The 20,898-nt window shown below is 72.1% G+C and carries 19 protein-coding genes; 10 read left to right on the forward strand and 9 right to left on the reverse strand.

The features are described from left to right. Positions 1 to 31: 31 nt before the first annotated feature. On the reverse strand, positions 32 to 631 hold the full coding sequence (locus tag ACZ3ZD_RS09935; protein WP_467395258.1) for a TetR/AcrR family transcriptional regulator: 600 nt from the start codon (positions 629 to 631) through the stop codon (positions 32 to 34). Positions 632 to 751: 120 nt separating this feature from the next. Between ACZ3ZD_RS09935 and ACZ3ZD_RS09940 the strand changes: the two genes are divergently transcribed. Then, positions 752 to 1,543: an SDR family NAD(P)-dependent oxidoreductase gene (locus tag ACZ3ZD_RS09940; protein ID WP_467395259.1), complete on the forward strand. Its 792-nt coding sequence runs from the start codon at positions 752 to 754 to the stop codon at positions 1,541 to 1,543. A gap of 225 nt (positions 1,544 to 1,768) precedes the next feature. Then, complete coding sequence (locus tag ACZ3ZD_RS09945; RefSeq protein ID WP_467395260.1) at positions 1,769 to 5,131, forward strand: alpha-L-rhamnosidase-related protein; 3,363 nt, start codon at positions 1,769 to 1,771, stop codon at positions 5,129 to 5,131. 34 nt (positions 5,132 to 5,165) lie between these two features. Here ACZ3ZD_RS09945 and ACZ3ZD_RS09950 read toward each other — a convergent pair whose 3' ends face one another. From ACZ3ZD_RS09950 to ACZ3ZD_RS09965, 4 genes are all read right to left on the reverse strand, one after another. Next, entirely contained in the window at positions 5,166 to 5,831 is a 666-nt protein-coding gene (locus tag ACZ3ZD_RS09950) for a TetR/AcrR family transcriptional regulator (RefSeq protein WP_467395261.1), read from the reverse strand. 50 nt (positions 5,832 to 5,881) lie between these two features. Then, positions 5,882 to 6,637, reverse strand: a complete 756-nt coding sequence (locus ACZ3ZD_RS09955; protein WP_467395262.1) for an SDR family oxidoreductase — start codon at positions 6,635 to 6,637, stop codon at positions 5,882 to 5,884. 185 nt (positions 6,638 to 6,822) lie between these two features. Beyond that, positions 6,823 to 8,034: a glycosyltransferase gene (locus ACZ3ZD_RS09960; RefSeq protein WP_467395263.1), complete on the reverse strand. Its 1,212-nt coding sequence runs from the start codon at positions 8,032 to 8,034 to the stop codon at positions 6,823 to 6,825. A gap of 272 nt (positions 8,035 to 8,306) precedes the next feature. Next, the gene (locus tag ACZ3ZD_RS09965; RefSeq protein ID WP_467395264.1) at positions 8,307 to 9,608 is read right to left on the reverse strand and encodes a UDP-glucose dehydrogenase family protein; all 1,302 of its coding nucleotides are present in this window, start codon (positions 9,606 to 9,608) and stop codon (positions 8,307 to 8,309) included. Positions 9,609 to 9,906: 298 nt separating this feature from the next. Between ACZ3ZD_RS09965 and ACZ3ZD_RS09970 the strand changes: the two genes are divergently transcribed. Both ACZ3ZD_RS09970 and ACZ3ZD_RS09975 read left to right on the forward strand, forming a co-directional pair. After that, positions 9,907 to 10,572: a TetR/AcrR family transcriptional regulator gene (locus tag ACZ3ZD_RS09970; RefSeq protein ID WP_467395265.1), complete on the forward strand. Its 666-nt coding sequence runs from the start codon at positions 9,907 to 9,909 to the stop codon at positions 10,570 to 10,572. Between the two features lie 137 nt (positions 10,573 to 10,709). After that, positions 10,710 to 11,423 (forward strand): flavin reductase family protein, encoded by a 714-nt coding sequence (locus ACZ3ZD_RS09975; RefSeq protein ID WP_467395266.1) that lies wholly within the window; start codon positions 10,710 to 10,712, stop codon positions 11,421 to 11,423. Between the two features lie 124 nt (positions 11,424 to 11,547). Here the strand turns inward: ACZ3ZD_RS09975 and snpA are convergent, their stop codons facing one another. Next, positions 11,548 to 12,246: a snapalysin gene (gene snpA / locus ACZ3ZD_RS09980; protein ID WP_467395267.1), complete on the reverse strand. Its 699-nt coding sequence runs from the start codon at positions 12,244 to 12,246 to the stop codon at positions 11,548 to 11,550. Positions 12,247 to 12,430: 184 nt separating this feature from the next. On the opposite strand from snpA, the gene ACZ3ZD_RS09985 reads away from it, so the two are divergent. Next, a complete protein-coding gene (locus ACZ3ZD_RS09985; RefSeq protein ID WP_467395268.1) occupies positions 12,431 to 13,414 on the forward strand; it encodes a LysR family transcriptional regulator in 984 nt (327 codons plus the stop codon). Here ACZ3ZD_RS09985 and ACZ3ZD_RS09990 read toward each other — a convergent pair. Together ACZ3ZD_RS09990 and ACZ3ZD_RS09995 are read right to left on the reverse strand one after the other, a co-directional pair. Continuing rightward, positions 13,390 to 14,439, reverse strand: coding sequence for a polyprenyl synthetase family protein (locus tag ACZ3ZD_RS09990; protein WP_467395269.1), 1,050 nt, complete (start codon positions 14,437 to 14,439; stop codon positions 13,390 to 13,392). The genes ACZ3ZD_RS09985 and ACZ3ZD_RS09990 overlap by 25 nt on opposite strands. A gap of 12 nt (positions 14,440 to 14,451) precedes the next feature. Beyond that, the gene (locus ACZ3ZD_RS09995; protein WP_467395270.1) at positions 14,452 to 14,934 is read right to left on the reverse strand and encodes a hypothetical protein; all 483 of its coding nucleotides are present in this window, start codon (positions 14,932 to 14,934) and stop codon (positions 14,452 to 14,454) included. Between the two features lie 159 nt (positions 14,935 to 15,093). Here ACZ3ZD_RS09995 and ACZ3ZD_RS10000 point away from each other — a divergent pair, with 159 nt between their 5' ends. Next, the gene (locus tag ACZ3ZD_RS10000) at positions 15,094 to 16,035 is read left to right on the forward strand and encodes an ADP-ribosylglycohydrolase family protein (protein WP_467395271.1); all 942 of its coding nucleotides are present in this window, start codon (positions 15,094 to 15,096) and stop codon (positions 16,033 to 16,035) included. Between the two features lie 88 nt (positions 16,036 to 16,123). Here the strand turns inward: ACZ3ZD_RS10000 and ACZ3ZD_RS10005 are convergent, their stop codons facing one another. Further along, positions 16,124 to 16,657, reverse strand: coding sequence for a DUF6817 domain-containing protein (locus ACZ3ZD_RS10005; RefSeq protein ID WP_467395272.1), 534 nt, complete (start codon positions 16,655 to 16,657; stop codon positions 16,124 to 16,126). 133 nt (positions 16,658 to 16,790) lie between these two features. Between ACZ3ZD_RS10005 and ACZ3ZD_RS10010 the strand changes: the two genes are divergently transcribed. The 4 genes from ACZ3ZD_RS10010 to ACZ3ZD_RS10025 all read left to right on the forward strand — a co-directional run bounded on the left by ACZ3ZD_RS10010 (position 16,791) and on the right by ACZ3ZD_RS10025 (position 20,884). Further along, entirely contained in the window at positions 16,791 to 17,462 is a 672-nt protein-coding gene (locus ACZ3ZD_RS10010) for a HEAT repeat domain-containing protein (protein ID WP_467395273.1), read from the forward strand. Between the two features lie 26 nt (positions 17,463 to 17,488). Beyond that, on the forward strand, positions 17,489 to 18,520 hold the full coding sequence (locus ACZ3ZD_RS10015; protein WP_467395274.1) for a MerR family transcriptional regulator: 1,032 nt from the start codon (positions 17,489 to 17,491) through the stop codon (positions 18,518 to 18,520). A gap of 370 nt (positions 18,521 to 18,890) precedes the next feature. Next, entirely contained in the window at positions 18,891 to 20,174 is a 1,284-nt protein-coding gene (locus tag ACZ3ZD_RS10020; RefSeq protein ID WP_467395275.1) for a phosphatase PAP2 family protein, read from the forward strand. Positions 20,175 to 20,293: 119 nt separating this feature from the next. Then, positions 20,294 to 20,884 carry a DinB family protein gene (locus ACZ3ZD_RS10025; protein ID WP_467395276.1) on the forward strand — a complete coding sequence of 197 codons (591 nt, stop codon included), beginning with the start codon at positions 20,294 to 20,296 and terminating at the stop codon, positions 20,882 to 20,884. The last annotated feature ends 14 nt before the right edge of the window (positions 20,885 to 20,898 follow it).

A 20,898-nucleotide genomic window follows, 5' to 3' on the forward strand; every position in this document is an offset into this window, starting at 1 on the left:
TCACCGGGTCCGGCGTCGCCGCCCGGCGCTCTCACGCCGGCAGGTCCTGCCCGGCCTGCTCGGCGGCGGCGCCCCGCACGAGCAGCAACAGGGCGTCGACCAGGTCCTCGGCCGGGCTGCCGGTGGCCAGGCGGCGCAGTTGCAGGCCCATCACCACGGCGACCGTGGTGGCCGCCAGGCGCTCCGCGCCCGGGACGCCCAGAGCGGTGAGGATCCGGGTGGCGAGCCGGTCGTAGGCGCGGAAGGCCTCCGCCGCCGCCTCCCGCAGCCGCTCGTCGCGTCCCGCGTGCAGGTACAGCTCGAACGGGGCGAGATGGGCACTGTCCAGCGCCCCGCCGCACGGGACCTGGCCGGCCAGGGACGCGGCCTCCTCCACGCCGATGCCGTCGGTCCGGCACTGGTCGGCCAGCTCGGTGAAGTGCCGGGCCTCCTCGCGGACGAAGTGCAGCAGACTCTCGCGCAGCAACTCGTGCTGGGTCGCGAAGTGGTACGTCACCGAGCCCAGCGACACCCCCGCCTCCCGGGCGATGCGCCGGTTGGTGACCGCCGCGACCCCGTCCTCGCCGATGATCCGCAGGACGGCGGTGATGATGCGCTGGCGGGTGGAGGCGGCGGGAGCGGCGTTCGGCATGCCACGCATTCTCCCATCCGCTCTCTTCCGGCCAGGACCGCGCGTGTGCCGCCGACGCGGTGGACAGGAGGGCCCGTCGTCTCTACTGTTCGTTCGAACGAACGACACGGGAGGACAGTCGTGCACATTGCCGGGGCAACCGTTCTGCTCACCGGGGTCACGGGCGGCATCGGCGGCGCGATCGCCGCGGAGATGTCCGCGCGCGGCGCGCGTCTCGTCCTCACCGGGCGGCGCAGAGAGGCGTTGGAACCCCTCGCCGACCGCTACGGCGCCCGGACGGTCCTCGCCGATCTCGCCGACGACGAGGACGTCACGCGACTCGCCGAGGAGGCCGCCGGTACGGACATCCTCATCGCCAACGCGGCGCTGCCCTCCAGCGGCGACCTGCTCGACTACACGCCGGCCCAGATCGACCGGGCGCTCGCGGTGAACCTGCGCGCCCCCGCGATGCTCGCGCGGCTGCTGGCCCCCGCCATGGTGGCCCGGGGACGCGGCCACATCTGCTTCGTCGGCTCCCTGTCGGGCATGGCCGCCACCAAGTCGTCGTCCCTGTACACCGCGACGAAGTTCGGCCTCCGCGGCCTCTCCCTGGCCTTGCGCCAGGATCTGCACGGCACCGGCGTCGGCGTCTCCATCGTCCAGCCCGGGTTCGTGCGCGACCTCGGCATGTTCGCCGACACCGGTTCCCCCACGCCCGGCGGCGTCCGCACGGTCGCACCGCGCCAGGTCGTCGCGGGCGTCACGCGCGCGATCGAACGCAACGCCGCGGAGATCAACGTGGCCCCGCTCGAACTGAGGTTCCTGACCCGGATCGCGTCGCAGTTCCCGGCGTTCGCCGAACGGGTGCAGCGGCGCGCGGGCGCGGAGAAGACCCTGACGGCGATCGTGGCGGCCCAGCGGACGCGCCGCTGACGACGTGGTCTTGCTCGCCGGAAACGGTTCGTGGTCCCCGGGAGGGCGAGGGGCCACGGCCGCGTCGTCGACAACGTCCTCCCCTGGCCCCACAGCCCCACAACACGGCCCACGTCCCACCGGACAACCCCTGCACGCCTGTTGACACCGCACCCCGAGCGGCCCCACCATCTCCGCTGCAAGCGATCGATTGAATCGATTCATACGCAGAGGTCTGGAGCCCCGATGCCCCCAGTGACGCGCCGTACCGCCCTGCGCTCGGCCATAGCCGTGGCCCTCGCGCCCACGCTCGGCTCCCTGGCGCTGCCCGTTCTGGCGCCGGTGGCCTCGGCCGCCGCGGCATGGACGGCGCGGTGGATCTGGGCGGCGGGCAGTACGGCGAACCAGTGGGTGGCGTTCCGGCGGTCGTTCACGCTGGGCTCGGCGCCGGCGAAGGCCGTGACGCGGATCGCCGTGGACTCCAAGTACTGGCTGTGGGTGAACGGCACGCTGGTCGTGTTCGAGGGCGGTCTCAAGCGCGGTCCGAACCCCACGGACACCTACTACGACGAGATCGACCTCGCCCCGCACCTCACCGCGGGCCGCAACACGATCGCCCTGCTGGTCTGGTACTTCGGCAAGCAGGGCTTCTCGCACAACAGCAGCGGCAAGGGCGGCCTGCTCTTCCAGTCCGACCTGCGGACCGGTGCGAGCAGCACCCCGCTGGTCAGCGACACCGGCTGGAAGCACACCGTCCACCCCGGCTACTCCCACGACACCAGCGGCCCCCAGGCCAACTTCCGCCTGCCCGAGTCCAACATCTCCTACGACGCCCGCAACGCCACCGCGATGGCCGGCTGGCAGTCGTCCACCTTCGACGACAGCTCCTGGCAGGCGCCCACGGACTACGGCCCCGCGGGCACAGGCCCCTGGAACGGCCTGGTCCAGCGGCCCGTCCCGCAGTTCCGCTACTCGGATGCGAGGCCCTACGTCAACGCCTCCGCCCTGCCGTCCACCGGCCAGGGCGCCACCGCCATCTCCGCCATCCTGCCCTCCGATCTCCAGGTCACCCCGTACCTGAAGGTGGACGCCCCGTCGGGCGCGGTGATCGGCATCCAGACCGACCACTACGACGACGGCGCCGGCCTGTCCGGGATCGAGCCCGGAACCGCCTACAACGTCCGTACCACCTACGTCTGCACCGGTGGGGTCCAGGAGTTCGAGTCCCTGGCGTGGATGAGCGGCACCGCCGTGCGGTACACGATCCCGGCGGGCGTGCGCATCCTTGACCTGAAGTACCGGGAGAGCGGCTACGACACCGACTTCGCGGGGTCGTTCACCAGCAGCGACGACTTCCTCGACACGCTGTGGACCAAGGCCGCCCGCACCATGTACGTCAACATGCGGGACAACTACATGGACTGCCCCACCCGCGAGCGCTCCCAGTGGTGGGGCGATGTGGTGAACCAGCTCAAGGAGGGCTTCTACACCTTCGACACCCGCTCCCACGCCCTCGGCGCGAAGGCGATCTCCCAGCTGGCCTCCTGGCAGAAAACCGGCGGCGCGCTGTACTCGCCGGTCCCGTCGGTCATCTGGACCAGCGAACTGCCCGTCCAGATGCTCGCCTCGGTGTGGTCCTTCGGCACCTACCACCTCTACACGGGCGACGCCGACGCCGTCACCGGCGCCTACCCGGCGGTGAAGAAGTACCTCGAGCTGTGGGCCCTGGACAGCGACGGCCTGGTCTCGCACCGGGCCGGCGACTGGGACTGGGAGGACTGGGGCGGCGACATCGACGCCCGCGTCCTCGACAACTGCTGGTACCACCTGGCGCTCGGCACCGCCATCACCCTCGCCGGCCTCGCCGGAGCCACCGGTGACGTGGCCGCCTGGCAGGCCCGACGCGACAGCATCGAGGCCAACTTCGACCGCGTGCTGTGGGACTCCACGAAGAACGAGTACCGTTCACCCGGCTACACGAAGGACACCGACGACCGGGCCAACGCCCTCGCCGTCGTCGCCGGTCTGGCCCCCGCCTCCCGCCACCGCGCGGTCACCGAGGTACTGCGCACCCACCTCAACGCCAGCCCGTACATGGAGTTCTACGTCCTGGAAGCGCTGTACCTGATGGGCGCGGCCACCGTCGCCGAGGAGCGGATACGCAACCGCTACGCCACCCAGGTCGCCGACCCCGCCTGCCACACCCTGTGGGAGCTGTGGGACAAGACCGCCGGCACCGACAACCACGCCTGGAACGGCGGCCCGCTGTACGCGGCGTCCGCCTACGCCGCCGGCGTCCGCCCCACCAAGCCGGGCTGGGTGTCGTACGACGTCGTCCCGCAGACCGGCACCCTGACGAGGATCAGCAGTGTGACCCCCACCGTGCGGGGCGACATCCGCTTCGGCATCGAACGCGACGGCACCGCGGTGACCCTCACGCTCACCTCCCCGACGGGTACGACCGCGCGGGTCGGCGTCCCCACCTACGGCGGCCCCCGGCCCGTCATCGCGGCGAACGGCACCACCGTCTTCCGCGACGGCTCCTCCACCGGCGGCGCCGCCGGCCTGGCCTACGCCGGCAAGGACGCCTCCTACGTCTACTTCACCCTCCGGCCGGGCAACTGGAGGTTCACCGTCACCGGCGCCGGCCGGCGGGACGACATCGCCCTGGGCAGGCCGGTCACGTCCAACAGCAGCCTGGAGAACGCCGACTGGGGCAGGAACCGGCTTACCGACGGCGTCCTGACCGGCGTGAGCGGCGCCCGGGGCTACACCAGCCTCGACTTCCCCTCCGCCGACGTCTCCGCGAACCCGGTCTGGGTGGAGGTCGACCTCGGCTCCGACACCGACCTCGACGCCGTACGCCTCTTCCCCCGCACCGACACCCTCGCGGCGGGCGGCGGCACGGCGGGCTTCCCCGTCGACTTCACCCTCCAGACCCGCGCCGACGGTTCCGCTTCGTACACCACCGTCCGCACGGTCACCGGCGAGTCGGACCCCCGCGGACTGGTGCGGACGTACGGCTTCAGGACGACCACCGCCCGCTACGTCCGCCTCCGGGCGACCAGGCTGGGCGCACCCGCCGCCGACGAACCCGCCACGTACCGGCTGCAACTCGCCGAGCTCACCGTCCCGACCGCCGCGACCACCGTCACCGCCAACTACACGCTGGAGAACGGCGACTGGGGCAAGACCCGGGTCCTGGACGGCACGACCACCAGCGTGAGCGGCGCCAAGGGCTTCACCAGCATCGGCTTCGCCTCCGCCGACGTCGGCGACACACCCGTGTGGATCGAGGTCGACCTCGGCGCGGACCGGGCGATCGGCTCCGTCACCCTCCACCCCCGTACCGACACGGGCGCGGCCGGCGGCGGCACGGCGGGCTTCCCGGTCGACTTCACGATCCAGACCCGCGCCGACGGTTCCGCTTCGTACCGCACGGTCCGCACGGTCACCGGGCAGGCGGATCCCGGCGGCACCCCGCAGACGTACACGCTCGCCTCCGCCGGAGGCCGGTATCTGCGGCTGCGGGCGACCAGGCTGGGCGCTCCCGCGGCCGACGAGACCAGCGTCCACCGCCTGCAACTCGCGGAGATCCGGATCGGATGACGCCGGCGGCCCCGGGCGTGCTCGCCGAGTCTCCTCACCCCTCGTGGGCGTTCCACAGCGCCCGCAGTTCCGCCCAGTTAGGCGCCCGGCCGGAAAGGGTCTCGTCCTCGCCGGCCGGCGCCGCCCGCAGTCCGGCGAGGACGAGGTCCAGGTACCGCAGGTGCAGCGCGGTGGCCCGCTCGACGGGGACGGGGACGCGTGGGGTGAGGTGTTCCAGCAGCAGGGGGATGTCGGCGGACGTGAAGTCGGTACGCAGCACCCCCGCCCGGTGCGCGCCCACCACCAGCTCGTCGAGGGTGGCGCGCAGCCGGTCGGCGGCGGCCACGATCTCCTCGGTGGCCGGCAGCCGGCCGCCCACCAGCGGAAGCAGCGGCCCGCCGGACCCCTGCGCCGAGAGCGCGTCCCGCAGGAAACGGGCGAAGGCCGCCCACGGGTCGTGCTCCTCGGCGAGGGCCGTACGCGCCTGGGTGACGAGCTGTTCCATCCCCGCGATCCGCATGTGCTGGGCCAGCAGCTCCTTGCTGGGGTAGCGGCGGTAGAGACTGCCCATGCCGATGCCCGCCCGGCGGGCGATCTCCGAGACGGGGGCGTCCCAGCCGCGCTCGGCGAAGACCTCGCGCGCCGCCTCCATGAGGCGGGCGTCGTTGCGGTCCGCCTCCCGCTGTCGGCCGCGTGGTCTGGCGGCGTGCGTGTCACCCATGGCGCAGCATTCTCCCCTACCGGCGGATGCTCCCCCCGGCAGACGCTCTCTCACCGGCGGGCCACGCCGTGCCCGCCGTCGACGGGCAGGATGGCGCCGGTGATGTAGTCGGCCTCCTCGCCGGCGAGCATCGCGATCGCGCGGGCCACGTCCTCCGGCTCCGCGACCCGCCCGAGCGGGGTGTGCTCCACCAGGCGCCGCTGGAACGGAGCCGGCTGCCCGGCGCTGGACTCGGTACGGACGAAGCCGGGTGCCACGACGTTGACATTGACGCCGAGCGGGCCGGCCTCGAAGGCCACGAAGCGGGCGAACGCGTTCAGGGCGGCCTTGGCGGTGCCGTGCGCGGCCATGCCCGCGATGGGCGGGCCGTCGGCCACGGCGCTGGAGACGTAGACGATCCGGCCCCGGCCCCGGGCGCCCATCATCGTGAGGGCCCGCTGGGTGAGGGCGTAGACGGACGCGAGTTCGTTCGTCACCTTGGCGTGGAAGTCGTCCCAGGTGAGCGCGGACAGCGGGGTCGGCGTGAAGCGGGCGCCGGCGTTGCATACGAGGACGTCCAGGCAGCCGTCGACCGCGGCGCGGTCCAGCAGTCCGGCCGCTTGTGCGGTGTCGTGCACGTCGGCCTGGACGGCGAAGGCTTCGCCGCCGTCCGCCTCGATCTCCCGGACCACCTGGTCGGCCGCCGCGCGGTTGGAGTGGTAGTTGACGGCCACGCGGTATCCACGGGCCGCCAGTTCCCGCGAGGTGGCCGCGCCGATGCCCCGGCTGCCCCCGGTGACCAGGGCGGTCGGCTTGCTCGTACTCATGCATTCCTCCGGATCGGCGCAGGGCTGGACTGTGCCGGCACCTTATCGGAGCGGAGCGCTCCGCTCAAAATCCTGGACCAGGGACACCGCGGCACCGGTGAGGAAGAGCGCGCGCATCGAGGCGACGCACCCCTCCAGGGACGCGGCGGTGCCGGCCGTGCCGCCGTTGGACATGTGGCGCGGGGTTACCCGGCGATCTCCTCCAGGTCGCCGACCGCCTGCTCGACGTCCGGCAGGGTGAGCATCGCCAGCTGGGCCGCCCGGGCCCGCGCCCGGGGTGCCGGGTCGGCGAGCAGCTTGCGGCACACGTCGGCGATGCCCGCCGCGGTGCGGTCGGTGATGTGGCCGCCGAAGCCCAGCTCCGTCACCCGCTCGGCGTTGGCGTGCTGGTCCCCGAAGTGGGGCAGGACCGCCAGCGGTGTGCCGGTGCGCATGGCCTCGCGGATGCTGTTGAACCCGCCGTGGGTGACGAACAGGTCGACCGACTCCAGCAGCAGCGGCTGCGGCACGCGCTCGGTGACGTGGACGTGCCCGGGCAGCCCGTCGGTGTCCAGCGGCAGCCCGGACGTCGAGATCACCACCGTGCAGTCGTCCAGCTCGGCCGCGGCCCCCGCGATCGCGCGCAGGCTCTCGCCGGTGTCCGGCATCCTGACCGGCAACGGCTCGGCCGGCTCGGTCGACTGCTCGCGCAGCGCGGGCAGGGCCGTACCGATCGCGGCGTACACCAGCGGCCGGTCGGTGGGCAGCCCGGCCGCCCACGGGGGCAGCACCGCGCGGCGCTCGACGTCCACCGTCTGCCGGTAGGACAGGCCGGCGGGCATGTTGCGAGCGAAGGAGAACGCGGGCGGTACGTAGTCGACACGGCCGTGCGGTACGACGGACAGCGGGTCCTCCCGCACCGGTAGCCCCAGCTCCTCGCGCCGTTCGTTGAGCGGCCCCAGGATCTCTGCGGGGTCCACGATGTTGCTGAACCCGGAGGGCGTCGGAAGCTGCGGCACGCCCAGCAGCTCGGCGATGAGCACCGAGCTCATGTCCATGCCGTCCCGCAGGATCAGGTCGGGGCGGAAGTCCCGGGCGAGGGGGAGCAGCACGTCCAGCAGCGGCTTGACGGCCACCCCGGCCACGCTCCGCATCAGCAGCCTGGACAGCTCCGGCGTCGGCGGCTTGGTCACGTCCGGGGGCTCGGGGAGCCGGGCGAGGTACGGGCCGACCGCGACGAGCGGGTTGAACCGGGCAAGCGTGGCGTTCACCTCGACGTCGTCGTCACGGAAGACCGGGGCGAGGGCGTCGGAGGTGACCACCAGCACCTGATGCCCGGCCTCGGCCAGGACGCGCAGCAGGGGCAGTTGAGCGCGACCGTGGGAGGGACTGCCGAGCGTGGTGCACAGAACCCGCATGGGGTGACCCTTTCTGGTGGAGGACTGTCGGGGATGGTCCGGAACTCCCGGCGGGCGACCGCGAGTCGGGGACCGCCGTCGGGGTGGCTGTGCGTCGGTGACCGCCGGTGGGTTCCAGTGAGTCGGGGCTTGCGGTGGGCGGCCGCGGGCAGCGACGGCCGGCCGCTCGTGGCGGAGCGGCCGGCTCCGGCGGTGGTGTCGGCCGGGGACGGGACGCCCGGTGGCACCCCCGCGCCCGGCGCCGACGGCGTGGCGGTCGCTCCGGGCGCGCGTCACGCCACGCGTGCCGGTGCCGACGGGCGTCCGATGCCCCGTCGGCTCAGCCCGGCCCGCGCGAGCAGGTCCGCGTCCAGCAGGTTGCGGAAGTCGTGGACCTCGTCGCCGGACATCCGCGCGGCGATCGCCGCCCAGTCGAGGTCCCGCAGCTGTGGCCACTCGGTGAGCACCAGGCAGGCCGCGGCCCCCTCGGCGGCCCGCACCGGGTCGGCGACGAGGTCGAGCAGATCGCTCAGGTCGGGCCGCTCCTCGGACAACGCCGGGTCGTACGCGGTGAGTTCGGCGCCCCGCTCGCGCAGCAGACGGGCGATGGCGAGCGCGGGCGAGTCACGCAGGTCGGAGGTGCCGGCCTTGAAGGTCAGGCCGTACAGGGTGAGCCGTACGCCGTCCAGGGAGCCGTCCTCGCCGCGCCCGCACGCGGCGGCCACCCGCTCCACGAGCCGGCGCTGATGGGCGACGTTGGTCTCGATGGTGGCGCGGAGCAGCGGGAAGTCGACGCCGGACCGGTCGCACACGGTCAGCAGGGCGTGGGTGTCCTTGGGCAGGCAGGAGCCGCCCCAGCCCGGCCCGGGCCGCAGGAACGCCGAGCCGATACGCGGATCGCGCCCGATGCCCTCGGTGACATCGGCGATGTCGGCGCCGAAGCGCTCGCACAGGGTGGCGAGGTTGTTGGCGAACGACAGCTTCATCGCGAGGAAGAAGTTCGCCGCGTACTTGGTCAGTTCGGCGCTGGCCGGGTCGGTGAGGACGAGGGGCGCGTCGAGTACGGCGTACAGGTCGGCGACGCGCCGGGCGGCGGCCCGGTCCGCCGAGCCGATCACGATGCGGTCGGGGTGCAGGAAGTCGTGGACGGCGCGACCCTCGCGCAGGAACTCCGGATTGCTCACCACCGTCACGTCCGCCCGGCCGAGGAGCGCGGCGACGCGCTCGCACGTGCCGACCGGCACGGTCGACTTGTTGACCACCACACTGCCAGGCCGCAGTACGTCCCGGATCTCCCCGGCGACGGCCTCCACGGCGGCGAGGTCGGCCGCACCGCCCGCCCCCATGGGCGTGGGCAGGCACAGGAACACCACCTCGGCCTCGGCGACGGCGGCCGCGGTGTCTCCGGTGAACTCCAGCCGGCCCGCCTCCAGGGCGTCCCGGACGGTCTCCGGCAGGTCGGGCTCCAGGATGTCCACCCGGGCCTCGCGCAGCCGTCCGACCTTGTGCGGGTCGGCGTCGGCACACACCACGGAGTGTCCCAGCGAGGCCAGGCAGGCTCCGGTGGTCAGTCCGACGTAACCGGTTCCGATCACGGCGACATGTCGAGCAGGCACAGAAGATCACCACTTCCGGTCGGCGGGGCCCGTACACAGGGCCTCCGGGACACGCGCCGTCGCACCACGCGGGCGGCCTGGGACGGGCCGACTCCGTCGTACGGCCCGGCAGAACGAGGTCTGAAAACGTCAACTCGTTGACCTGTCACAGGTATGGCATGCGACGCGAACACAAGTCAACGATTGGTGACAACGGTCGGTGACTTTCAGACAGCCGCTGCACACTGGACCATGGGGCGGGCAGCGGGAGGTCCGCGGGCGACGGAGGTGCGGTGACGTGACGGGAGTACACGACGGCGGGACGCCCGAGGCGGGGGCCTGCCGGCCGGGCCAGAGACGCTCGGCCTCGGCCACGCGCACCGCGCTCAGGTCGGCCGCCGCGTTCCGCTTCGGCAAGTACGGCTACGAGGGCACCAGCGTGCGTGACATCGCGGGTGACGTGGGGGTGGACGCCGCCCTCGTCTACCGCTATTTCGGCTCGAAGGAAGCGCTGTTCAACGATGTGGTGGGGGCCGGGAAGATATTCCGGCCCCTGCTGGAGGAGCCCGTCGAGACGATCCCCGACTGGCTCTGCGCGTTGCTCTCGGGGACGCCGAAGGAGGGCGATTTCCCGCACCCGGTGCTGTCCGTGCTGCGGTCCTCCGGCCGGAACGAGGCGCTGGCCCGGCTGCGGGCCGACTTCACGGAGGTGTTCACCGAGCGCCTGGCCTCCCGCCTCGGCGGCCCCGACGCGGAACTGCGCGCGGAACTCCTGGCGGCCTGGATGCTCGGCACCAGCCTGATGCGCACCGAGATACGGCCTCCGGCCCTGACCGCGGCGCCGGACGCCACCCTGGAGCGGTACCTGCGGGCGGGCATCGACGCCCTGCTGACCCCGGCACCGCGCGACGACCCGGGGACGGCCGCACCCGGGGACGACGAGCCCACGGCCGACGACCACTGAGCCACGGGGGAGCGGCCGGGCGCCGTTCCCGGACCGCACCACCTCGCCCGGCCCCGCCGGTTCCGCGGATGCCCTGTCCATGATCACGTGGGGACGGTTCGGCCGAGCCCGAAGCGTCGGCGCCCTACGGTCGCCGTATGAACACCGCACCGCACCTGCCCCCGCACACCGGCTCCCACCTGACGATCACGCCGAGCATCCTCTACTTCGGCACGCCCGTCGTGCTCCTGACCACCGAGAACGCCGACGGCACGGCCAACCTCGCGCCGATGTCGTCGGCCTGGGCCCTCGGACAGGTGGTCGTCCTGGGACTCGGACGGGAAGGACAGACCGGCGCGAACCTGGCCACCCGCCCGGAACTCGTCATCAGCCTGCCCGAGCCCGGGCAGTGGGCGGCCGTCGAACGGCTGGGGTGGCTCACCGGCAGGCCGGAGGCGGCAGGGCGCGGCTCCCGGCCCACCCGCTACGAGCCGGACAAGTTCACGGCGAGCGGCTTCCGGCCGGAGCCGTCCCAGGTGGTGCGCCCGCCACGGGTGGCCGAGTGCCCGATCCAGCTGGAGGCGCGGGCGGCCCGGGTCGCCCCCGATGCCGCCGGGGACTTCCTGATCGTCGAGGCCCGGGTGCTGAAGGTGCACGCCGACGCCCGCCTCGTGGTCCCCGGAACCCAGCACATCGATCCCGCGGCATGGAGCCCGCTCGTCTACAACTTCCGGCACTACTTCGGACTCGGCCCCGAACTCGGCCACAGCGGCATCTCCGAAACCCCGCGCCGCAGCGGCACGGCGGACGGCCTGCCCGCCTCGCACCGCGCAACGGCCTCACCGGCGACCGGGACTTCGCCGCACGCCTGATCAGCGGGGCACTGGCCGGCGCGGACGTACTGCGACGCGAGCGTCCCGGGCCGGGACAGCGGTACGGACCGCGGCACCGGTCCGCGGTCCGTACGCTGCTGATGCGCGGGGCTGCTGGGGAGGGTCAGCCCGTCTTGGCCGCCGTACCGATCCGCGCGAGCGCCTTGGCGAGGCCGTTGGCCCACAGCTGGTTGACCCGGGCCCGCTCCGTGCTGTTCGGGTAGCGGTTGGTGCAGCTGGTGCCGGGGCCGCCGCCGGACATCAGTTCGCTGCACGGGCCGCTGTAGTGGTCGGGCAGCCCCAGCACATGGCCGGTCTCATGGGCGGCGACCCGGATGGAGTCGTACTGCCGGTTCTGCGTGTAGTCCAGGAAGATGTAGCCGCTGCCGTGGCCGTCGGTGGAGGCGTACGAGCCGCGCGAGTCGTTGCCCTCGTAGTAGGCGAAGTCGCCGCTGCCCGTGGTCGCCTGGAGCTTGACGTTCGACACCGAGCTGTTCCATATGGAGGCGGCGCTCGATATCTGGGAGCGGAAGCTCGGCGCCTGGGAGGCGTTGTAGTAGACGGTCACCGTCTGCAGGGAGGGCTGGGCGGCCTGCCGCTTGGCGACCGACTTCAGCACGGCGTCGAAGAACACCTTGTCGCCGGCGCTGCCGGCCGCGCCGACGTAGCCGGCGGCGGTGGCCCCGGCGGGGGCTTGTGCGGTGTTCGTCGCGCTCGCCGGGCCGGCGGTGCCCAGCGCGGCGGAGGCCAGACCGACGCCCAGCGCCAGGGCCGTCAGTCTCCTGGAGTTCTTCGACCCGGGGCGGGTACGGAACGATGTCATGGGGGTGGGCTCCTTCTCGTCCTGTGGGGTTGAACGATCGGTTGCCAGTGAGTTTCCGGTAAGCCAATGGGGCGGGGAATGATGGCAGTTGGGGATAGCACGGAACTATCGGTGGCCGACTCGTCCGGTTTCGTTGGACCTTGAACATCTGGTGTGGTGAGCGGCGCCGCCCTACGCTCCTCCCATGGAGCTGGAGGTGAGGCATCTGCGCGTACTCTGCGCCATCGCCGACACCGGCAGCCTGCACAAAGCGGCCCGGCAACTCGGCCTGGCGCAGCCCTCGTTGAGCACCCAGTTACGGCGGATAGAGCGCGCCCTGGGCGCCCAGCTCTTCGTACGGGCCCAGACCGGCTGCGACCCCACCCCGCTGGGACTGGCCGTGCTGAGCCGGGCCAGGCCGCTGGTCGCGGAGTTCACGGCGATCGTCACCGAGACCAGGGCGGCGGCGGCCCGCGCGGCCGCCGGCTATCGGCTGCGCATAGGGGCCACGGCGAGCCGGGCCATCCCCGGCTGGCTGCGCCTGCTGCGGGCGCGCGGCCCGGAAGGCGAACCGACCCTGCAGATGAACGCGTCCGCCAACACTCTGCTGGGCATGGTCGCCGGGGGCCGGCTGGACATGGCCTTCGTGCACGAGGTCGAGGGCAGCCCGCTGCGCGTGCCACCCGGCCTGTGCCTGCGGGTACTCCTCACACGCGAACCGCAGTTCGTCACGCTCGCGGCGGATCATCCCGCCGCGTCACAGCCGGAAGTGAGCCTTGCCGACCTGGCCGGCGACCGCTGGATGGTCGACTCGACGGTCGACGGCGAATGGGAGGGCCTGTCCCGGGTGCTGCGCACGGCGGGCCTCGACTCCGAGATGCTGCACGGCGACTACCTCACCGCGTACTCACTCGCCGCCACCGGCGAAGTGGTCACGGTCAGCCAGCCGACCGCCCCCTGCCGTCCCGGCCTCGCGATCCGCCCGCTGAAGGGCGACCCGCTGCGCGTACGACTGCTGCTGGCGGCCCGCACCGAGCACGAACTGGACGCCGTCTTCCCGCAGTTGCGCGAGGCCTACTGGGCCGTCGCCCACGAGGCGCCGGCCTACCGGGAGTGGCTGAAGCGCGCCCGCCCGCCCGGGGCGCCGGACGGCGGCACCGCTGCTCAGCTGTCCCGCTCCACCATGTAGAACGGCAGATCGAGCAGGAACTGCTTGTCCTCCGAGTCGGGATGATCGGCGAACGCCTTGACCGCCTCCATGTGGGCCTCCTCGGCGAGGGCCTTCGCCCGGGCCCGCACCGTCTCGACACAGCCCGACGCGAGCAGTTCCTCGTGCACCCACCGCACCTCGGCCTCCGTGCGGGTGGCACGCGTCTTGGCCAGGAAACCCTCCATCCGCTCGCGCTGCGCGGCCGTACAACGGCGCAGGTACTCGATGAGGACGAGGGTGCGCTTGCCCTCCCACAGGTCCCCGGAGATCTCCTTGCCGTACTGCGCGTAGTGGCCGGTCAGGTTGAGCAGGTCGTCCTGGATCTGGAACGCCGCACCGAGGTAGCAGCCGTAGCGGTCGAAGCGGACCGTCCCCCTGTGTTTGCCCTCGGCCACGAGCGCGCCGACGCGACACGGGTAGATGCACGTGTACCAGGACGACTTCTTCATGCACATCCGGTAGTAGTCGTCGTCCGCCAGGTCGCAGGCGTTGCTCCTAATCCAGCCGACCTCGATCGCCTGTCCCTCGAGGGAATGGCGCATCATCAGCGCCGATTCCTGGAGGACCGCCCACGCCAGACCGGGTCCGAGCGTCCGCCGGTTGGCCATCAGGTGTTCCAGGGCGAGCAGGTTGGTCGCGTTGCCGACGTTCACCGCCACCCCGAGTCCGTACTCGGCGGGCAGCGTCGGCGCTCCACGGCGCATCTCGCTGCCGTCCTGGATGTCGTCCAGGATCAGGAAGGCGTTGTGGGTCAGCTCGATGGCGACCGCGGAATCGACCGCCTTCTCGATGTCACCGCCGAGCGCCCGGCACACCGCCAGGCAGAGCGCGGGGCGCAGCCCCTTGCCGGACCGGCTGGGATAGGCGCGCACGAGACGGTAGAGATCGTCCTCGAGGGAGTCCGGGATGTCGGACATCAGTCGCGCGATCGTGAGGTCGCGGTAGCGCGTGAGAACCGACTCCACGGCCGAGGGGCCGAGCCGTACGCCCGTAGCAGAGGTCACCGCTCGGCCCTCTCAGACGCCGGGCAGCGGCGGTTCGTCACCGACGACCGGACCCGGCCCCGGTTCGGGCCCATTGGGTGCCCCCGCGGTGGAGGTCGGGGGCGGCGGCGTGGTGAAGCCCAGGTTCGCCAGGGCCCTGGCGGTCGCCGGCGTGTTGTCGACCAGGTTCATCGTGGTGTCGAGCACGTCGTGCGCGTCGTCGGCCATACGCGACACCATCTGCTGGACCTCGTCCGTCTGGAGCTCGGTGAACATGTCGGCGGCCATCGCGATGAGGTCGTGCACGTCCTTGCGCACCCGGCTGCTCAACGCCCGGAACTCGTCGGGGTCGACCTTCTTCGTCGCCGCGTACGTCGCGTGCATCGTGGAGGTGTGCCCCGAGCCGTCGTTCACCTCCTGCTGAAGGATCTCGGCCGCTTGCCTGACCGCCTGGGAGACCGTCCGCGACAGCTGGAGGCGCGCCGGATCGACCTGGTGGATGTGTTCGTCGGGCATGAGGTCTCCTGACCGGGAGAACGTCCATATTGTCGCGATATGATCGTGATCGTAATCGAGGCCGCCGAGGAGACCCCGCAGCGAACCGCCGTGGCCCCGCCACCCGTCCGCGCCCCCACGGCCGGCATGGCTGTCGCCGACCGTCGATAGGCTGAGCGGATGAGACGTACGGAACGAGCCATCGCGACGGTCGTCGGCTCAGCGGTGGGCGACGCGCTGGGAGCACCTTTCGAGTTCGGACCCGAGGGGGCCTTCTCCGCCCGGTTCCCGGACCCGGGGTGCGGTGGCGAGATGTGCGGCGGAGGCGGCTGGGACCCGGGCGAGGCCACGGACGACACGCAGATGGCCGTGTGCGTCGCGGATTCGCTGCTGCAGCGGGGCGGACTCGACCTGCCGGACGTCTTCGCCCGCTTCCAGCGCTGGGCGGCGGCCGAGCCCAAGGACATCGGCATCCAGACCCAGGACGTGCTGACCAACGGCATGCCGTGGGACCAGGCCGCCGCGACGCACTTCCGGATCAACCGGCGAGCGGCAGGCAACGGCTCCCTGATGAGGGCGTCGACCTCCGCGGTCTACTTCGCACGCGCCGGCCGCACCGCCACCATGGACGCCGCCCGGCGCATCGCCGCCCTCACCCACGGCGACCCCGCCGCCTGGGAAGGCACCGCCGTCTTCCACGAGCTCATCCGGCTCGCCCTGACCGGCGCCGACCCGCTGAGCGCCCTCCCGGACGTTCTGGACCTCGTCCACCCCGACCACCGTCAGCGCTTTGCCACCGTCCTCGCCGCCGACTGGCATCCCGACCAGGCGACCGAGTTCAACGGCGCGGTCTGGCCCTGCCTGGGTTCGGCGGTCTGGGCCCTGCGCACCACCACCAGCTTCGAGGACGCCCTCCGCGCGGCGATCGACCTCGGAGGCGACACCGACACCGTCGCCGCGGTCACCGGCGCCCTGGCAGGCGCCTACTACGGCCCGGACGCGATTCCCACCCGCTGGACCGACCCCCTCCACGTCCCCCTGCCGGGCTTCGAGGGCCGGACCCTACGCGCCTTGGACCTGACCGACCTGGCCCACCACCTCGCCACGGCGGACTCGGACTGACCGGGCCGGCGAGGGCGGTCACGGCGTCCTCCCGAGGGTCGGCGCCGGGGCGGGGGAGTGCTCCGCGGCTCACCACCGCCCCCCGCCCTCACCCAGCCCCCAGCACCCTACGGCAGTGGGCCCAGGCCGGCTCGGACAGCAGGGGGCGCCAGCGCCCGAACAGGTCGAGCAGGTCCGCTCCGTAGCGTGCGCGGGCCTCCGGGCTGATCGCGGTGATGTCCAGCTCGTTGGCGGCGGTGAGTTCGGCGAAGTCCTGTCGCGCTTCGAGGCTCGGACAGGTCCGTGTGCCGGTGAACCGGTCGACGAACGTACCGCGGTCATCGGTCAGTTCGCGGTAGGAGGACGAGCGGTCGCAGCAGGCGTAGAGGTAGACGAGCGCTTCGGCCTCGACGCCGATCGCCTCGACCAGTTCGGCCCGGCGCCCCAGGTCCAGCAGGGCGACCGGGAAGCCGTCCGTGCCGTAGAACGCGTGGCACAGCCCGGCCGACACCAGCGCCGGACGAGCGCCCCACGAGGCGAGAAGGGCACTGACGCGCTGGAGATGCGCCAGCAGTGTCCCGCCGGGGTGCTCGATCTCCTCAGCCCGGGCCGTCCGAAGGATCGCCAGCGCTTTCGCCGTCATGTCGTCCTCACCCCTCCGCACGGTCGCCCTCTGCACTGCCCGAGGAGCGCAGGGCCGAAACCGCACCCGGCCCGCCTCCGCTGGACCTTGACACGGTGACAAGGTCTTCACTGTGCCCCGGGAGGTGGTCGCCATGACCGGGCCGGGAGAGGACAGGAACAGGATGCGGGCTCTTCGGGGGCTGGAGAACGACGACGCGTCGGTCCGGCTGCGGGCAGCGCTGGCGGTCGGTACGGACCCCGACCCGGAAGTCGTCGGCACGCTCATCGAGCGATGCGCGATCGAAACCGAGCTGTACGTGCGCGAAACGCTGACGTGGGCCCTCACTCGCCACGAACCCTCGCTGACGGTGCCGCTGCTGGTCGCCGAAGTCCGCTCGGAGCGTGCGCAGGCACGGAGCCAGGCCTTGCACACGCTGTCCAAGATCGGGGACCGTGCAGCGTGGCCGGCGATCACACCGGCGCTGCTGTCCGACCCCGACGACGAGGTGGCCCGGGCCGCCTGGCGGGCAGCGGTCGTGCTCGTACCCGAAGGCGGGCAACGGCAGTTGGCGAAAGCGTTGGCGGGGCAGCTCGGGCGCGGCGGACGCGAGACGCAGCTGAGCCTCAGCCGGGCACTGATCGCGCTGGGAGAGGTGATGCTCCCGGCACTGGCCGACGCGACGACGGATCCCGACCCTCGCGTGCGCGCTCACGCGATCGCCACGGAACGACTGTGGGAGGATCCGCATGCCGGATTCGAGTTCGCCGTCGAGGAGGCGAAGCGGGTGGTGGCCCTCGGCGGAGAAGGCCACGTCGGGCAGTAGGCGCAGACTCACAAGGGCAGTTGGCTGTGTTGATCGGTGAAGTCGCGAAGCGGTCCGGGGTCAGTGCCCGCATGCTCAGGCACTACGAGTCGCTCGGTTTGCTGCGGCCCACGGGCCGTACCGGCTCCGGCTACCGGGAGTACTCCGGCGAGACCATCCGGCGGATCTTCCACATCGAGAGCCTGCGGTCGTTGGGGCTGTCGCTGCGTGACGTCCGGCGCGCCCTGGACGACGACGGCTTCACACCCGCGGAACTCGTGGACGACCTCATCCGCCAGACGCGCGACCGCATCGCAGCGGAGACGGAGCTGCTCAAGCGACTCCGTCGGATCGGTGCCGCGGAACCCGCCGGCTGGGAGGACGTCCTCCAGACCGTCGCACTCCTCCAGGCCCTCGGGTCGAAGAGCGCGGGAGCACGGCAGCGGGCGGCCCTGTCCGCGGTCGAGGAAGGCCCCGTGCCGGTGGAGGCACTGGTCGAGGCCGTACTGAGCGAGCCGGAGCCGAACGTCGCCGGAGCCCTTCGCTGGGCTCTGGCGCAGTCCGGCGAGGACGGGCTGGCACTGCTGGCCGAGGGCCTCGGCTCACCCGCGGCCGAAGTGCGCGCCCGTGCCGTCCAGTCCATCACCGCGGTCCCGGCCGGTGAGTCGACCGCCTTGCTGCAACGCGCCCTCGCGGACTGCGACCTGGTGGTCCGCGGGTGCGCGGCTCTGGCGCTCGGGGCACGTGGAGTGGCCGACGCGGTCCCCACGCTCATCGACATGATCGTAGAGGAGAGGAACGACGTCGACGCGGCCGACGTGCTGAGCACGCTGGCGAGTGATCCCGCGTCGGCGGAACGGATCGCCACGGAGCTGGTCGACCGCCTCGCTCGCGGCACCGGGGGAGTCCCCGCACGCCGACGGCTGACACAGGCGCTCGCGGACATCCCGGGGAGCACGGCGTCCCGTGCCCTCGCCGAGCTGTCCCGCGACGAGGACCGTGCCGTGGCGCTGACCGCGACGTACATCCTCCGGTTGCGCGCCGAAAGGACGGCGGCCCGCCCGGACCAGCAGAGCTGAACACCGGACAGGCCCACCGGGTGCGGGCGGGAGCGAGACCGGGACGCCGCCACCCACCGTCTCCGGCGCGGTGCTCTTGACGTGCTCGGCGATGTGCGGGTTGATCCCCTGGTATTTCAGCGGGACGCGGGCCTTCTTGCCGACGACCCGGCGCGGAACGAGGAAGGGCCGAGCCTGCCGCACCCGACATCCTGTGCCCGCTCCTGTCGGGCTGCTCCGATAACATGATCCGTCAGGACGAGTGCACAAAGATCGACCCATTCACATAACAACTCACAAGTCGGCCAGAGAATTGATACCAATAACGACGCGGGAGCCCTCGCGCGCAGACGGAACAACCGCCCTCGCCGCGTGGCGCCAGCCGCGGGCGGTGCTGTGGACCGTGGCAGGCGTGACGACGCTGGCATTCCTTGTCACGCTGGAGGTCGCCGCGCGCCGTTACGGTATGCCGGGGCCGATCACCAACCAGGCGAAGGAGGTCATCCTTCCCCCGAAATCAGGCCCGCTGCTCTACGCCGGCATGGCGCTGATGATGGTGGTGCTCACCTGGCGTGAACGTCTCGTCGCCTTCTCCGCCGCGGTCGGTATCGACCTCACCCTCCTGCTGGTGCGCTGGGCGGCCGGCCTCAAGCTTCCCCCCGGGCACCCGTTCGGCAACGGTGCTCTGTGGGTGGTGCTGGCCTACGCCGTCATCGCCGTCACCCGCCGCGCGGGCCCGGACCGTGTCCTGCTGCTCAAGGGTGTCGGACTCGGCCTGCTGCTGGTGGCCGGCCGCAAGACCGGCGACACCTGGCTGCTGATCACCTCCAAGACCCGTCCGCAGGTCCTGGACCCGTACGTGGCGACAGCCGACCACGCCCTGGGCAACCCCTCCTGGCTGGTGGGCCGGCTCGTCAGGGCCACCGGTACGATCGGCGCCCACGTCCTGGACTACGTCTACATCCAACTCGCCGTCGCCGCGGTCGTCGTCGCCCTCTACCAGCTCCGCCATGTCGCGGCCGAACGCCGCTTCCCGCGCCACCACCTGGTCCGCACCTTCCTGGTCATCGGCCTCCTCGGCCCGGGCATCTACGTGATCTTCCCCGTCGTGGGACCGGTCTTCGCCTACGGCCCCGACGGCGGCCACTGGGCCATGGGCCACCTCTGGCCGGACATCACGACACCCCTCCAGGCCCCGCACGCCGTGCCGTTCGACGGGGTGACACCGCGCAACTGCATGCCCAGCCTGCACACGGCCTGGGCCACGGCGATCTTCCTGCACTCCCGCACCGGCCCCCGCCTCCTGCGATACGCCGGCACCTTCTGGCTCATCGCCACCCTCGGCGCGACCCTCGGCTTCGGCTACCACTACGGCGCCGACATCCTCGCCGGCGTGGTGTTCACCCTCACCATCGAAGCGGCACTCCGCGCACAGGCATACGGTTGGGACCGCGCCGCGACCCAACTGGTCGCCCACGGCACGACGGTGTTCACCGCCCTCCTGCTGTCCTACCGCTACCTGCCCGCACACATGGCCCAACACCCCTGGCTCTACGGCCCCCTCCTCCTCCTGGCGACAGCCTCGGTCATCCACGCCTACCTGCGCACCACCACCCTCTGGCAGCCCGCCCCCCTCCCCACCCCCCAGCCGGAACCCCAACCCGAACCGGTCTGAGCTCGCAGTCGCTCCTGCGTCTGCGACGAGGACACCGATCCCGACCGAGCTCGCTCACGGGAGGTCAGTCGCTCACACAGGGATGCGCTCAGCGGCGTTGCGTGACAGGGTCATGCACCATGATCGATGATTTCGCCAAGGAGTACCTGCACAGCGAACTGCGAGCGATGCGCGAGGCGATGCTCTGGAAGCTCGACGGGCTTGGCGAGTACGACGTGCGCCGGCCCCTGACCTCGACCGGTACGAACCTCCTTGGCCTGGTCAAGCACCTGGCGCTGTGGGAGGCCCGATACTTCGGCGAGGTCTTCGACCGCCCGTTCCCCGAGCCGCTGCCCCGGTGGGACGACGCCGGCGAGCGCGGTGCCGACATGTGGGCGACCGAGCACGAGACGCGTGCGGAGATCGTCGATCGCTACCGTCGCGTCTGGGAGCACGCGGACGCGACGATCAGCGCCCTCGCCGTCGATTCCCCCGGTTACGTTCCCTGGTGGCCCCGCCCCGACGTCAGACTGTTCACCATCCTGGTCCACATGCTCACCGACACCACCCGGCACGCAGGACACGCCGACATCCTGCGCGAACAGGTCGACGGCTCGACGGGGACGACGGCACAGGACGCGCCCCCGCAGGACGACGCGGCCTTCCGGGAAGCCCGGCGGGCGGAGATCGAGCGGGCCGCCGAAGCGGCCGCCGTCGCACTCGACCGATAGCGTCAGCCCTTCTC

The sequence above is a fragment of the Streptomyces sp. NPDC023481 genome (assembly GCF_055560195.1).

Bases quoted from the DNA above. Each gene is read 5' to 3' on its own strand.
- ACZ3ZD_RS09955 (WP_467395262.1), bottom strand. From the start codon at position 6,637: ATGAGTACGAGCAAGCCGACCGCCCTGGTCACCGGGGGCAGCCGGGGC.
- ACZ3ZD_RS10005 (WP_467395272.1), bottom strand. From the start codon at position 16,657: ATGACGGCGAAAGCGCTGGCGATCCTTCGGACGGCCCGGGCTGAGGAG.
- ACZ3ZD_RS10025 (WP_467395276.1), top strand. From the start codon at position 20,294: ATGATCGATGATTTCGCCAAGGAGTACCTGCACAGCGAACTGCGAGCG.
- ACZ3ZD_RS09950 (WP_467395261.1), bottom strand. From the start codon at position 5,831: ATGGGTGACACGCACGCCGCCAGACCACGCGGCCGACAGCGGGAGGCG.
- ACZ3ZD_RS10000 (WP_467395271.1), top strand. From the start codon at position 15,094: ATGAGACGTACGGAACGAGCCATCGCGACGGTCGTCGGCTCAGCGGTG.
- ACZ3ZD_RS09960 (WP_467395263.1), bottom strand. From the start codon at position 8,034: ATGCGGGTTCTGTGCACCACGCTCGGCAGTCCCTCCCACGGTCGCGCT.
- snpA (WP_467395267.1), bottom strand. From the start codon at position 12,246: ATGACATCGTTCCGTACCCGCCCCGGGTCGAAGAACTCCAGGAGACTG.
- ACZ3ZD_RS09975 (WP_467395266.1), top strand. From the start codon at position 10,710: ATGAACACCGCACCGCACCTGCCCCCGCACACCGGCTCCCACCTGACG.
- ACZ3ZD_RS09985 (WP_467395268.1), top strand. From the start codon at position 12,431: ATGGAGCTGGAGGTGAGGCATCTGCGCGTACTCTGCGCCATCGCCGAC.
- ACZ3ZD_RS09945 (WP_467395260.1), top strand. From the start codon at position 1,769: ATGCCCCCAGTGACGCGCCGTACCGCCCTGCGCTCGGCCATAGCCGTG.
- ACZ3ZD_RS10010 (WP_467395273.1), top strand. From the start codon at position 16,791: ATGACCGGGCCGGGAGAGGACAGGAACAGGATGCGGGCTCTTCGGGGG.
- ACZ3ZD_RS09935 (WP_467395258.1), bottom strand. From the start codon at position 631: ATGCCGAACGCCGCTCCCGCCGCCTCCACCCGCCAGCGCATCATCACC.
- ACZ3ZD_RS09995 (WP_467395270.1), bottom strand. From the start codon at position 14,934: ATGCCCGACGAACACATCCACCAGGTCGATCCGGCGCGCCTCCAGCTG.